At 62.3% G+C, this 12,435-nt stretch carries 13 protein-coding genes; 5 read left to right on the top strand and 8 right to left on the bottom strand.

Annotation, left to right across the window (positions count from 1 at the left end; all coding sequences use genetic code 11):
- Positions 1-43: 43 nt before the first annotated feature.
- From WIT60_RS04950 to fliF, 7 genes are all read right to left on the bottom strand, one after another.
- Complete coding sequence (locus tag WIT60_RS04950) at positions 44-682, bottom strand: flagellar basal body-associated FliL family protein (RefSeq protein WP_339582842.1); 639 nt, start codon at positions 680-682, stop codon at positions 44-46.
- A gap of 138 nt (positions 683-820) precedes the next feature.
- Positions 821-2,197 (bottom strand): flagellar hook-length control protein FliK, encoded by a 1,377-nt coding sequence (locus tag WIT60_RS04945; RefSeq protein WP_339582841.1) that lies wholly within the window; start codon positions 2,195-2,197, stop codon positions 821-823.
- 10 nt (positions 2,198-2,207) lie between these two features.
- A complete protein-coding gene (gene fliJ / locus WIT60_RS04940; protein WP_339582840.1) occupies positions 2,208-2,690 on the bottom strand; it encodes a flagellar export protein FliJ in 483 nt (160 codons plus the stop codon).
- A 41-nt stretch (positions 2,691-2,731) separates the two neighbouring features.
- Entirely contained in the window at positions 2,732-4,153 is a 1,422-nt protein-coding gene (gene fliI, locus WIT60_RS04935) for a flagellar protein export ATPase FliI (protein ID WP_339582839.1), read from the bottom strand.
- On the bottom strand, positions 4,150-5,202 hold the full coding sequence (locus WIT60_RS04930) for a FliH/SctL family protein (RefSeq protein ID WP_339582838.1): 1,053 nt from the start codon (positions 5,200-5,202) through the stop codon (positions 4,150-4,152). The genes fliI and WIT60_RS04930 overlap by 4 nt, the downstream gene beginning before the upstream one ends.
- Positions 5,189-6,184, bottom strand: coding sequence for a flagellar motor switch protein FliG (gene fliG / locus WIT60_RS04925; RefSeq protein ID WP_339582837.1), 996 nt, complete (start codon positions 6,182-6,184; stop codon positions 5,189-5,191). The genes WIT60_RS04930 and fliG overlap by 14 nt, the downstream gene beginning before the upstream one ends.
- A 15-nt stretch (positions 6,185-6,199) precedes the next feature.
- Positions 6,200-7,933, bottom strand: coding sequence for a flagellar basal-body MS-ring/collar protein FliF (fliF, locus tag WIT60_RS04920; RefSeq protein ID WP_339582836.1), 1,734 nt, complete (start codon positions 7,931-7,933; stop codon positions 6,200-6,202).
- A 209-nt stretch (positions 7,934-8,142) separates the two neighbouring features.
- Here fliF and fliE point away from each other — a divergent pair, with 209 nt between their 5' ends.
- The 5 genes from fliE to bamC all read left to right on the top strand — a co-directional run bounded on the left by fliE (position 8,143) and on the right by bamC (position 12,025).
- Positions 8,143-8,493, top strand: coding sequence for a flagellar hook-basal body complex protein FliE (fliE, locus tag WIT60_RS04915; RefSeq protein WP_339582835.1), 351 nt, complete (start codon positions 8,143-8,145; stop codon positions 8,491-8,493).
- 22 nt (positions 8,494-8,515) lie between these two features.
- Positions 8,516-9,736: an MFS transporter gene (locus WIT60_RS04910; RefSeq protein ID WP_339582834.1), complete on the top strand. Its 1,221-nt coding sequence runs from the start codon at positions 8,516-8,518 to the stop codon at positions 9,734-9,736.
- A 5-nt stretch (positions 9,737-9,741) separates the two neighbouring features.
- The gene (locus tag WIT60_RS04905; RefSeq protein WP_339582833.1) at positions 9,742-9,876 is read left to right on the top strand and encodes a hypothetical protein; all 135 of its coding nucleotides are present in this window, start codon (positions 9,742-9,744) and stop codon (positions 9,874-9,876) included.
- 63 nt (positions 9,877-9,939) lie between these two features.
- Complete coding sequence (dapA, locus tag WIT60_RS04900) at positions 9,940-10,821, top strand: 4-hydroxy-tetrahydrodipicolinate synthase (RefSeq protein ID WP_339582832.1); 882 nt, start codon at positions 9,940-9,942, stop codon at positions 10,819-10,821.
- 58 nt (positions 10,822-10,879) lie between these two features.
- A complete protein-coding gene (gene bamC, locus WIT60_RS04895) occupies positions 10,880-12,025 on the top strand; it encodes an NlpB/DapX family lipoprotein (protein ID WP_339582831.1) in 1,146 nt (381 codons plus the stop codon).
- A 164-nt stretch (positions 12,026-12,189) separates the two neighbouring features.
- Here the strand turns inward: bamC and WIT60_RS04890 are convergent, their stop codons facing one another.
- Positions 12,190-12,414, bottom strand: a complete 225-nt coding sequence (locus WIT60_RS04890) for a hypothetical protein (RefSeq protein WP_339582830.1) — start codon at positions 12,412-12,414, stop codon at positions 12,190-12,192.
- Positions 12,415-12,435 lie beyond the last annotated feature (21 nt).

Raw genomic sequence — 12,435 nt, 5'->3', positions numbered from 1 at the left:
CCGGTGACTGCTTTGAACGGTGATCAAGGAATTCGACCGCCGCTCACTGGATGATGAAGTTCGCGTAGTGCACTTGGAGGATGGGGTTGTATTCTTCCACCTTCTTTTTCTTGCGCTTCTTGGGCGCGGGTGCTTCAGCCTCACCGTCCTCCGCCGACGCTGCATCGCCCTCAGGTTCGGGCTCCTCAATCTCGTACCCCATGGCACGTGCTGCGCCCCGCTGAATTTCGCCTGCCAACTTGACCTTGCCCTCAGCAGTCAACAATTCCTCGGCCGTCTTGTGCGACAGGATCAGCAAGATGGCATTGCGGATGGCAGGCATGTAGAGCTTCATGTCCTCGCCCACTTTGGCATCATCCACCTGCAGGTTGATCCCGATCTGAGCGAAACGCTCGGTTTCGCGATCGGCCAGGTTCACGATGAACGGATCCAGTGGCACGAAGATCGGCGGCGCATCGGATGCGGGCTTTTTCTTGGTGGGTGCTTTGGCCTCTTCGACCTGCGCCGCAGCATCACCCTCATCGCCCTCCTCGTGGGCCATGTTCTTCTTCATCAGCAGAAAAGCCCCCACGCCGGCGAGCAGCAACACCACCACAACCACCGCCACGATGATGAGGAGTTTCTTGGAGCCCTTCTTCGGGGCATTGCCTTCGGCCTGATTGGCTGCGGGGGCAGCTGACATTCGCGTATCTCCTGGGTGAGAGGACACGTACCCAGGAAAGGCACGCACCCATAGGTGGATTATTCGAAGTCAGCGCGCCAGTGAAGAATCAATAAGCGACGTGAAACACGCCTGATTCTTCACCGAGGCGTCACCGCCTCAAGCGTAGAGGTCCAGTCCACCCGGTCGCCCGACACGCGGGGCTCTCACCTCACGCGTACCAGACCCATCCCCCTCTTCGCCCGCCCCAGCAGAGGCCGACGATCCGGCAGACACGCCACGTGCCCCATCAGAAGGGGCGGACTGTTGCCCAAATGACTGCTGCGCGGTTTGGGATGAGACCCCACCGCCCGTCAGATTCAGACCCACATCGCTCAAGGCCGACGACAGCGCAGACATGCTGGCTTCGATGGCTTTTCTCGTTTCAGCTGCCGCAGCAGCGAAATCGACCTGTGCCGATTGTCCCTCAAGTGCGATCTTCACCTGAATGGGCCCCATGTCCGCTGGGTTGAGATGCAACTCGGCGGTCATCGGGCCATCGGTGCGTGCAGTGTTCACCCACAGGCTGACCTTCTCGGCCAAGGCTTGGCCGAAATCAGCATGCCCCAAAGGCGTGGGCAAGGTGGCAGACTCATGACGAACCGGCGCTGCCGAGGGCAAACCACCTGGGCGGACGTTCACCCCGGCACTCAAACCTGCCAGGGGTGTCGCGTCGCTGCGAGAAAGTTCGGCACCCAAATCGCCCGAACCGGCGCGCCCCAACAAGCCCTCCAACTGCAACCCAGCCAAAGTGGTGGTTTGCTGCCACTGTGTCAGGTCCAGGGCCACAGACCCCGGGTCTGCCTCCACCCCTGCCGCCTCCTGAGCCAGCGCGTCTGCATCCGTGGCCAGCAGTTCGGTCACATGCCCCTCGTCCTGAGGCAAATCCTCCGCTCCGGCGGCAAGCGCCTCTGCGCCGGTCACAGTGTCGGGCTTGGCTTCCACGGGCAAACCGGCCAGCCAGGCCATCATGCTCACCGAATCGGCAACTGGCTTCACATCCTCCGCGGGCCCTTCTTTGACTTCCCCCTCCACACGTTCGGACTCATTGGCAGCGCGTGCCTCACCCCCGTCGGACACAGAACCAGCGCGAGCGCCGCGCTCCCCACCACGCTCGGACTTGACGGGCGACGACGTACTGGCGGGCTCGCTCGGCACCGATTCAGGCTGCACAGGGGTCTTCTGAGTGGCCAAAGCCTGCTGACGCACACGCGCCAGCGCTTGCTCATTGGCACGTGCGGCGGCCTGGGCTCGGGCCGCTGGATCTTGCGAGGCAGCCTGACGCGGAGCGGCCTTCGGGGTTGTCGCCTGAGATGGCGTTGGCGGCGACTGCCATGCTTGCCCCTGCTGGTTCATCAGACTGGCGAAACTCTGGGGGGCTGCCTGCCCCTCTGCGCCACGCACCTGAGCCTGCAAACGGGCCAGTATCTCGCCGGCGCCAGACACAGCCCCTTGAGACGACACAGTGGATGTGGATGACTTGATCGGTGTGCTCATGTCAGGATCCTCACAGGGCGGTGCTGGCCATGGGGTTGCCACCGCCGGGCATCGAGGCGGAAAGGCGCGCGGCACGCGAGGCCATCTCGTCCGTTGCCTTCTGCTCTTGCCGATCCTGTCGGACGCGTTGCTCCAACAAACGCTTGTCAATCAGCTTGGATACCGCAGCCACGCGACGTTCACGCTCAACCAACTCCAATCGGCTGCGCTCCATCAAGGCCTGTGCCTGCGCCACCTGCTGGTCTTGTGCCCCCACGGCATCCCCGAGACGCTGCATGAAATCTTGGTAACAACGCACGATTTCCATGCCGCCAGACTGACGAAATTGCGCCTGCCAACGATTTTGATAATCACGACGCCAGTCGGCGAGCGACTGCGCCTGCTGGCGCGCCGCCTCGTAGGCCTTGCGTCGGGCCTCGTGCGCCGCGACAGCCTCGTCGCGGGCCTTCTCTGCGGCCTCCAGCACGATCAGCAGCGATTGCGTGGCACTCATGAACCTGTCTCCTGCCCCCATCAGGGGCTTTTCTCAGCCTATCACTGCGCGACGATCTGGTGAAGGGCATCCACACTGTCAGGCATGTATGCCGGTGTGTGCATGCCCTGCTGAAGCATCCTCACCATTGCAGGGTGAGCTCGCACAGCCAGATCCAGATCGTGATCGTGACCAGGCACATACGCACCCAACTGAATCAGATCACGGGCTTTGCTGTACTTGGACCACAACTGGCGGAATCTCCGCGCATCGTCGATATGTTGAGGCTCTGCGACATTGGTCATCACCCGAGAAGCGGACCTTTCTATGTCAATTGCCGGAAAATGTCCGGATTCCGCAAGTTCGCGGGACAAAACAATGTGCCCATCCAGGATGGCGCGGGCAGCATCGGCAATCGGATCTTGCTGGTCATCTCCCTCGGACAGCACGGTATAGAAAGCCGTGATCGAACCGTGGCCATTCAAACCGTTGCCGCTGCGCTCCACCAATTGAGGCAGCTTGGCAAAGCACGACGGCGGGTAGCCCTTCGTGGCGGGAGGCTCGCCGATTGCCAGAGCAATTTCACGCTGTGCCATCGCATACCGCGTGAGTGAATCCATCAGCAACAGCACATGCAAGCCCTGATCACGGAAATGTTCTGCGATGGCCGTCGCATAGTTGGCGCCCTGCATCCGCGTCAAAGGGGGGGCGTCCGCGGGTGCAGCCACCACCACGGAGCGGGCCAACCCCTCCTCACCCAGGATGTCCTCAATGAACTCCTTGACCTCGCGGCCACGCTCCCCAATCAAACCCACCACGATGACATCGGCCTGGGTGTAGCGGGCCATCATCCCCAGCAACACACTCTTGCCCACCCCCGAGCCCGCGAACAGGCCCAACCGCTGCCCACGTCCGACCGTGAGCATCGCATTGATCGCACGCACCCCCGTATCCAGAGACTGACGCACGGGGTCCCGGTCCATGGCATTGATGGCGCGCCGCACGAGCGGCTCACTGCGCACATCCTGCAGGGGACCTTTGCGGTCCATCGGCTCCCCTTGGGCATTGACCACGCGCCCCAGCAGGCCAGTACCAATCGGCATGTGGCGCGTGCGGTCTTCACTGCGCCGCCAAGGGTGGTTCACCCGTCCCAAAACCGGCGGATTCACAGGGGTACTCACCGGCACCACCCTCGCCCCACTCGCCAGACCATGCACCTCGGCGGTGGGCATCAGATAAGCGCGGTCACCGGCAAAGCCCACCACCTCGGCCAGCACGGGCGTCTTCTCCAGGCGGCTTTCCGAATGGATCTCACAGACGGCCCCCACCGGCAAACGCAAACCTGCGGCCTCCAGAACCAATCCAGCCACCCGAACCAGTTTTCCCTGACTCTCCAAAGGCATGGGCGTCGCCGCACACCGGTCCAGATCATCCAGATACCGGTTCCAGCTATCGAGCAGCGAACTCTTGGCCCGAGCGTTCATACCGAGCCTGCATCATCCTGGGGTGACGCGTGTGAATCCCACTCGCCTCGCACCCCTTCATCAAGCCGACTCGGCTGACGCGCTGTCGGCACGCGACTCTCATGTCCACCTTGCCAAGGCGCCTGATGCCCCATGGCGCCCGCAGCACGCTCCCAGCGTGACTCGACCGTGGCATCCACCAAGGCAATGTCGGAGTCGACCAGACACCCCCCCCGTGTGATCGAGGTGTCTGCCACCAAGCGTGCACCACGCGATTGCAAGAGCTCATCCAGCTGACCGTGCACCAGCGCATGGTCCTCCGGATGCAAGCGCAGCACAATATGGCGAGCCGAACTCAACAGCGCCGACAACGCTTGCTCGGCCACGTCCACCACCAATTCCGGGCGATCAATCAACTCACTGCGGACCACCTGGCGCGCCAGCTCCAAGGAGACCCCTGCCACGCGGCCGGCCAGTTGCTGCTCCAGGGCATCCAGGCGCTGTTGCATGGACTCGACCAATGCACCGACCTGCTCGTTCATGTAGTGAGCCATCTGCTCGGCTTGAGCCTGCTTGTAGCTCTCCAGCGCGGCCAAACCGTTGCGGTAACCATCCTGATAACCGCTCTGCCGCGCCGCCTCCACCATGGCCTCCACATCCGGAGCTGGCTGCGCCGCCTGCGAAGCCGCGCGGGCTGCAGCTTCAGCCTGCGCCTGGGCTTCGGCTTCAGCCTGCCCCGGCACACCTCCCACAATCGGACGCCAGTTCGGCGGACGTGGCGCTTGGCCACTCGACTGACCGGCTTGGGCCATTGGCGGAGGCTGTTTGGGCTTGCCCGCCCCCTGCGCCCCTTGCCCTGACTTCATGGCAGGGCGGATCTCGGCCGCCGCGCGCTCTGCCAAGGTAGGCTTGCGCACCCCGCCCTCGTCGGTCGCCGCGGCCGGTGCCGGTTGCTCGAATGTTTCAGGATGCCAAGCGGCAAAAGAGCCCAGTTCCTCGCGAGGAATGAACCGAGCGTAAGGGTTGGATGGCCCACCTCCGCCCGGCTGTCCCGGCTTAGACGTACTCATCGTCGCCTCCGCCACCCAGAACGATCTGCCCCTCATCGGACAGACGACGCACGATCTTCAGCAATTCCTTCTGCTCGGCCTCAACCTCGGACAGCTTCACCGGGCCACGCGACTCCAGATCCTCACGCAACGTTTCGGCCGCACGGCTGGACATGTTCTTGAAAACCTTGTCCCGGATCTCGGGCGATGCACCCTTGAGGGCGATGATGAGCGACTCGGTCTGCACTTCCTTGAGCAGAGACTGGAAGCCCTTGTCGTCCAGTTTGATCAGGTCATCGAAGGTGAACATGTTGTCCATGATCCGCTGCGCCAGATCCCCATCGGCTTCACGGATGTAGTCCAGCACCGAAGTCTCGATGCTCGAGCCCATCATGTTGATGATCTCCGCAGCGGGCTTGACCCCACCCAGCGACGACTTGCGAACCTGCTGACCACCGGCCAGCACCTTCGACAGCACCTCATTGAGGTCCTTCAACGCGGAAGGCTGAATGCCGTCGAGCGTGGCAATGCGCACCATCACTTCGTTGCGTTGCCGTTCAGGGAAGCACTTCAGAACGGACGATGACTGATCCGGGTCCAAATGCACCAAGATCGCCGCGACGATCTGCGGGTGCTCATTGCGCAACAACTCGGCCACCGAGCCAGGGTCCATCCACTTCAGGCTCTCGATGCCCGTGATGTCACTGCCTTGGATGATGCGATCGATCAGCAGGTTTGCCTTGTCGTCCCCCAAGGCCTTGCGCAACACCGCCTTGATGTACTCATCGTTGTCGGCCACCAGCACACCCATGTCGGTGGACTCCTGGGCGAACCGGTCCAGAACATTGCCGATGCGCTCCTTCGTCACCGAACGCATGCGAGCAATCGCCTCACCCAGGTGCTGAACCTCTTTGGGTTCCAGATGCTTGAAGACCTCGGCGGCCTCCTCCTCCCCCATCGACATCAGCAGGATGGCTGCATCTTCCACACCTTTTTCATCCATCGCGCGCGTCCTCGCTCAATTGTTCATCCAGCCGCGCACCACCTGTGCCATTGCCTGCGGATTGCCACGAGCCAGGGCACGCGCCGATTCCAGTCGACGATCCACCCCGGGCGGCTCCAGCGCGGCCAGAGCCTGACCATCAGGCCCCAGCGCCACGCCACTTCCGGGCAAGGCAGGCAATTCCTGAACGTCGTCGACGACAGCGCTGAGCTTACCCTGTTCTGCGCCCTCGGGCGGCACAGGCTGCGCTGCCTTGATGGCGGGGCGAATCGCCCCGAACACCACAATCAAAGCCGCCAAGGTCAGTGCTGCAGGCACGGCCAGTGTGCGAATCAGGTCCACAGTCTCCGGCTGCTGCCACAGGGGCGTGTCCACCGGCTCCTCTTTCACCACCTGGAAGGGCGTGTTCACCACCTTGATCGAGTCACCGCGCCGCTCATCCACACCAATGGCTTCGCGCACCAGCGCTGTGAGCTTCTCCAATTCCTCATCGGGGATGGGTTGCGTGGTCGTCTTGCCTTTGGCATCCGTGATCGTGCGATGGTTCAACACCACCGCGGCATTCAAACGCTTGATGTTGCCCGTGGCGCTGCGCGTCACCCTCACCGTCTTGTCCACTTCGTAGTTCGTCACCGCCTCACGCCGGCCATTGGTCAGGGCACTGCCGTTGGGCTGTGCCGCCTGCAGAGGGGCTGCTGCACCGTTGATGGGAGCGGTCGCCGGCACGGGTGGCTGATTGGTCGTTGCGCCCGGCACGCCTGCGGGCGTGGCACTGGCACTGCCAGACTGCTCACTGGTCTGCTGACTGCGGACGGTGACCTGCGCGTCTGCGCCCTGATTGGGCTTGTACTCCTCAGCCGTGGACTCTGTTTGCGAAAAGTCCAACTCGGCCGTCACCTGCGCGCGCAAGTTCTCCTTGCCCACCACCGGCTCCAGAATGTCACGGATGCGCTGGGCAAAGTTGGCCTCAATCTGACGAACGTACTGCAGCTGCTGTGCATCCAGACCGGCGTGGTCTACCCCCTCCTGCGGCCCCGACAGCAACGCACCCGTCTGGTCCACGATGCTCACGGCCTTGGGTGACATCTCGGGGACACTCGAAGACACCAGGTGCACGATGCCGGCGATCTGCCCGCGGTCCAAGGTGCGGCCACTGAAAAGCGTCAGCACCACCGACGCCGAGGGCTTTTGCTGCTCACGGAAAAAGCCATTCTGGTTCGGCAATGCCAGGTGCACCCGGGCACTCTGCACACTCGACAAAGCCTGGATCGAGCGCACCAACTCGCCCTCCAGACCGCGCTGAAAGTTCAGCCGCTCCTGAAACTGTGTGGTGCCGAACTTCTGGTTCTCCATCAGCTCGAACCCAACCACCGAGCCCTTGGGCAGGCCCGCTGACGCAAGCTTCAAGCGCACGTCGTGCACCTTGTCGGCCGGCACCAGGATCGCTGCGCCCCCATCCGCATGCTTGTAAGGCACCTGCATCTGCTGCAGCTGGGCCAAGATGGCCCCCCCGTCCTTGTCGGACAGGTTTGTGTACAGCACGCGGTAATCGCCCTCCCGCCCCCACAACATCATCGCCACAAAAATCGCAACGATGGCGGCAATCCCACCGCCCAGCATCAGCTTGCGCTGCACAGGCAAAGCCATCACCCGCTGAGCAAAGCCGGGCGGCTGGGACGCGTTGGCCTCAATCACCTGACTCGGTGACAGTGGCGCAACGGACTGAGGGTTGGCAACAGAGACTTCCATGGGGCGACATGATGCATGGGATTGCGCACCGAACCGACTCGGCACCTCAACCCACCTTGACTGATGCTGATTATTGAGACTTCCCAGCCCCCCTGTACCCGAAACAGCGCCCGATTTGTCAACTTCTTCAGCGCATCAGCCTCCGAACGCATGAGTACAGTGCGAAGTGTGGTGGTCGACACCACGCCTCAGTTGGCATCCCCCACATCATGGACCTCAAACTCAAACCCTTCGACTTCGCTCAGGCCGCCGCCAAAGCTGGCATGGCCGACGTCGCGCGCCGGGTCGAGGCCAACACACGCCTCGGGAGCACGGCAGACACTGCCGCAGTCGAGAAACCCAGCTTTCAGAATGCCTTCACCGGCGCGCTGAACTCCATCAGCCGGGCGCAAGCAACTGCCTCCACCATGCAGCGCGAAGTCCAGTTTGACAACCCCACCGTCAGCCTGGAGGAAACCATGATCGCGATGCAAAAGGCACAACTGGGTTTCCAGTCAGCCGTTCAGGTGCGCAACAAGCTCGTTCAGGCGTATACCGATATCATGAACATGCAGGTTTGAGCCCCACGCTCCCCTGCCTGTCATGACCACCTCCTCCCGCCCCCTGCCGCTGGTGCAACTCCTGCTCTGCGGAGCCCTCGTTGTCACCCTCTCCATGGGCATTCGCCACGCGTTTGGCCTGTGGTTGCAACCCATCACGCAGGCGCATGGCTGGAGCCGCGAGCATTTCTCTCTCGCCCTGGCGCTCCAGAACTTGGTCTGGGGCGCGGCAGGCCCGTTTGTGGGCTGGTGGGCCGACCGAAGCGGTGCATTCAAAGTACTTTGGGCAGGCGGCATCCTGTATGCACTGGGCCTGTTCGGCATGGCAACCACCACGGAGCACCTCCCCTTCTTGTTGACCACGGGCGTGACCATCGGTCTGGCACAAGCCTGCTGCACCTACTCTGTCATCTACGGCATCATTGGTCGCAACATCAGCGCCCAGCAACGATCCTGGGCCATGGGCATCACGGCAGCAGCAGGCTCTTTCGGCCAGTTCCTCATGGTGCCACTCGCCAGCACCCTCCTGCACCGAATGGACTGGTCTGCCGCGCTGCTGGCATTGGCCCTGTCGGCCTTGCTGATCGGACCTATCGCGTTCGGCTTGCGAGAGTCTCCCCAGGATGCCCCCCAAAAAGGCAGCCCCGCACCCCAATCGGCCTCGGCGGCCCTGCGCGATGCCTTGGGGCACCGTGACTTCCTGCTCCTGACGGCGGGTTACTTTGTTTGCGGCTTTCAGGTTGCCTTCATCGGCATTCACCTACCAAGTTACCTCAAAGACCAGCAACTTGGCCCAGAAGTGGCCACAACCGCCCTGGCGCTCATTGGGCTTTTCAACGTCATTGGCACCTATGCTGCAGGCGCACTTGGCCAGCGTCTGCGCAAGAACTGGATCCTCTCAGGCATCTACCTGTCGCGCGCCCTGGTGATGATCGTTTTCATCAGCCTGCCACTGAGCCCCCTGAGCGTGGGCATTTTTGCGGCCGTGATGGGCACTTTGTGGCTCTCCACGGTCCCGCCCACCAACGCCGTGGTCGCACAAATGCATGGTGTACGCCACCTCTCCATGCTCGGCGGCATCGTGTTCTTCTCTCATCAGATTGGCTCTTTCATGGGCGTGTGGCTGGCCGGGCGGCTCTACGACGCCAGCGGCAGCTATGACGTGGTCTGGTGGCTCGCCATTGCCCTCGGCGTGATTGCCGGCGCCCTGAACCTGCCCATCCGCGAACACCGTGCCCCCGTGCCCCGCACGGTTGCGCCCTGAGCCTCATGCCTGCGCCCCGCCGCGCCCTTGTCGCGCTGAGCTACCTCGCCGCCGCACTGGCGCTCGGCCTGGTGTTCTCGCTCTACTTTTCGCCTGACCTGGTCATCGATCTGGCTGGACGCCTTTGGAGTTGCTTCTGAGCTCGCCAGCTGCCGATATCCATGCTTTCAGCCTATTAGAATGAACAAATAGAAGGAAACACCATGAAACCCATTTTTGGCAGCATCGTCGCCCTGATCACCCCCCTGTTTGAAGACGGCAGCGTCGATTACGACACCCTGCGCAAACTGATCGACTGGCACATCGCTGAAGGTACCAACTGCATCGGCGTGGTCGGCACCACAGGCGAGTCCCCGACCGTGTCGGTGGAGGAGCACTGCGAGATCATCCGCGTTACGGTCGAGCAAGCTGCAGGCCGCGTGCCCATCATGGCTGGCGCCGGCGCCAACTCCACCCGCGAAGCCATCGAACTGAGCCAATTCGCCAAGAAGGTTGGCGCAGACTGCACTTTGCAGGTCGTGCCTTACTACAACAAGCCGACCCAGGAAGGCATTTACCAGCACTTCAAGGCCATCGTCGAAGCTGTGGACATCCCGGTGGTGCTCTACAACGTGCCCGGCCGCACGGTCGCCGACATGCTGCCCGAGACTGCCTTGCGCCTGGCCCAGTTGCCCGGCGTCATCGGCATCAAGGAAGCGACCGGTAACCTCGATCGCGCTGCCTGGCTGATCAAGCAGGCCCCGAAGGGCTTCTCCATCTTCTCAGGAGACGACCCTACAGCCGTGCACCTGATGACCATGGGCGGCCACGGCAACATCAGTGTCACCGCCAACGTCGCCCCGCGCGACATGGCTGAGTTGTGCAAGGCCGCCATGGCGCAGGACGCCAAGCGCGCCATCGAGTTGCACATGAAACTCCTGCCGCTGCACAAGCAACTCTTCGTTGAACCCAACCCGATTCCAGTCAAGTGGGCCCTGGCTCACATGGGCAAAGCTGGCGGTGCCCTGCGCCTGCCTCTGACGCCCCTGTCTCCTGCATCGCAAGAGCTGGTCAAGGCTGCTTTGCACGAATCCGGGGTGCTGTAACCCCTCCGATCCTGACCCTCTCCCGACACGCAGGCGTCGGGATCTGACTTCCAAGCACATGCCCAATACACCTCGTCAATCGACTCCCCTCGTTCTGGGCGCCACCTTGGCGTCCCTGCTGCTGGTTTCCGGCTGCTCGACCATCAACGACGCCCTGGGTGGCGACAAGGTGGACTACCGCACCAGCGGTGCGAAAACCGTGCGCCTTGATGTCCCCCCCGATCTCAGCCAGTTGCCGGGTCAGGTTCGCTACAGCCAGCTTTCCTCTTCGTCCATCAGTGCCAGCAGCCTGAACCGCGCAGAAGCCGCGGCCAGCTCACAAGCCAGCGTGGCCGTCGCCAACAAGGGTGGCGTGAAGCTGGAGCGACAAGGGCAAAGCCGCTGGCTGGTGGTTGATCAGCCAGCTGACAAGGTGTGGAATCAGGTCAGCAAGTTCTGGGAAGACAACGGTTTCAGCCTGTCCGTCAACCAGCCCGAAATCGGCGTGATGGAAACCACCTGGGCCGAGAACCGCGCCAAGGTTCCCAAAGATGGCCTGATTCGCGAGACCCTGGGCCGCGTCTTCGACATGCTCTACGACACCGGTGAGCGTGACATGTACCGCACCCGCATCGAACGCACCGCCAATGGCACTGAGGTCTACATCAGTCATCGCGGCATGAGCGAAGAGTATGAAGACAGCAAGAAGGAGCGCACCACTTGGCGCGCTCGGCCAAGCGATCCCGGTCTTGAAGCGGAAATGCTGTCTCGCCTGATGCTCGTCCTGGGCAGCACGCAAGAGGAAGCTGATGCACTCAAACGTGAATCGGCACAAGCGCCTGCGCCCACGGTGGCAGCAGCCAGCCTGGCCCAACTCAATGCACAAGGCAACGGCCTGACGGTGGCCGCCGACGCAGACACCACCTGGCGTCGCGTGGGGCTTGCCCTTGATCGCAGCGGCTTTACGGTCGAGAACCGTGATCGTCGTCAAGGCAGCTTTGAGGTACGCCTGTCGGCCAACGACCCCTCTGCCGCCAAGCCGGGTTTCTTCTCACGCCTGTTTGGGGCTGGAGACAAGAGCGAAGGCAGCCTGAGCCGCTATCAGGTGATGGTACAAGGTCAGGGCAACAGCAGCATCGTGAGCGTTCTGGATGAGCAAGGCAAACCTGCCACCAGCGCAACGGCCAAACGTATTGCCAAGCAGTTGCAGACCGAGCTCAACTGAATCATGCTCACTGGGTCGCTCACGGCGCCCCTCAAAAAAGCAAACCCGGACGGCAGTTAGCCTCCGGGTTTTTTTCATGGCGGGCATGAACAGCACGCCATTTCGAGAAGTACTGACGAAAAAAAACCGCCCCGAAGAGCGGTTTTTCTGCGGCTGAACTAAGATTAGTTCGAAGCAGCGGAAGCAACTTCGGAAGCAGCTTCAACAACAGCCGAAGCGCCTTCGGAAGCAGCGGAAGCGACTTCAGAAGCGGCTTCAACAGCGGGAGCGACTTCGGAAGCGACTTCGGAAGCAGCGGAAGCGGCTTCAACAGCGGCTTCTTCCTTCTTACCACAAGCGGCCAGGGCAACGGCAGCGATCAGCGAAGCCAGCAGGAGCGACTTTTTCATGCTTTTATCCTCAATGGAGTG

The sequence above is a fragment of the Aquabacterium sp. G14 genome (assembly GCF_037482285.1).
GTDB lineage: Bacteria > Pseudomonadota > Gammaproteobacteria > Burkholderiales > Burkholderiaceae_C > Aquabacterium.
The sequence above is the reverse complement of the archived record's forward strand: the minus strand, read 5'-3'. Positions and strand labels throughout refer to the sequence as shown.

Excerpts from the sequence above, each read along its gene's own strand:
- fliE (WP_339582835.1), top strand. The coding sequence starts at position 8,143 with ATGGACCTCAAACTCAAACCCTTCGACTTCGCTCAGGCCGCCGCCAAA.
- WIT60_RS04950 (WP_339582842.1), bottom strand. The coding sequence starts at position 682 with ATGTCAGCTGCCCCCGCAGCCAATCAGGCCGAAGGCAATGCCCCGAAG.
- fliJ (WP_339582840.1), bottom strand. The coding sequence starts at position 2,690 with ATGAGTGCCACGCAATCGCTGCTGATCGTGCTGGAGGCCGCAGAGAAG.
- WIT60_RS04930 (WP_339582838.1), bottom strand. The coding sequence starts at position 5,202 with ATGAGTACGTCTAAGCCGGGACAGCCGGGCGGAGGTGGGCCATCCAAC.
- fliF (WP_339582836.1), bottom strand. The coding sequence starts at position 7,933 with ATGGAAGTCTCTGTTGCCAACCCTCAGTCCGTTGCGCCACTGTCACCG.
- WIT60_RS04905 (WP_339582833.1), top strand. The coding sequence starts at position 9,742 with ATGCCTGCGCCCCGCCGCGCCCTTGTCGCGCTGAGCTACCTCGCCGCC.
- bamC (WP_339582831.1), top strand. The coding sequence starts at position 10,880 with ATGCCCAATACACCTCGTCAATCGACTCCCCTCGTTCTGGGCGCCACC.
- fliG (WP_339582837.1), bottom strand. The coding sequence starts at position 6,184 with ATGGATGAAAAAGGTGTGGAAGATGCAGCCATCCTGCTGATGTCGATG.
- WIT60_RS04945 (WP_339582841.1), bottom strand. The coding sequence starts at position 2,197 with ATGAGCACACCGATCAAGTCATCCACATCCACTGTGTCGTCTCAAGGG.
- dapA (WP_339582832.1), top strand. The coding sequence starts at position 9,940 with ATGAAACCCATTTTTGGCAGCATCGTCGCCCTGATCACCCCCCTGTTT.
- WIT60_RS04890 (WP_339582830.1), bottom strand. The coding sequence starts at position 12,414 with ATGAAAAAGTCGCTCCTGCTGGCTTCGCTGATCGCTGCCGTTGCCCTG.
- WIT60_RS04910 (WP_339582834.1), top strand. The coding sequence starts at position 8,516 with ATGACCACCTCCTCCCGCCCCCTGCCGCTGGTGCAACTCCTGCTCTGC.
- fliI (WP_339582839.1), bottom strand. The coding sequence starts at position 4,153 with ATGAACGCTCGGGCCAAGAGTTCGCTGCTCGATAGCTGGAACCGGTAT.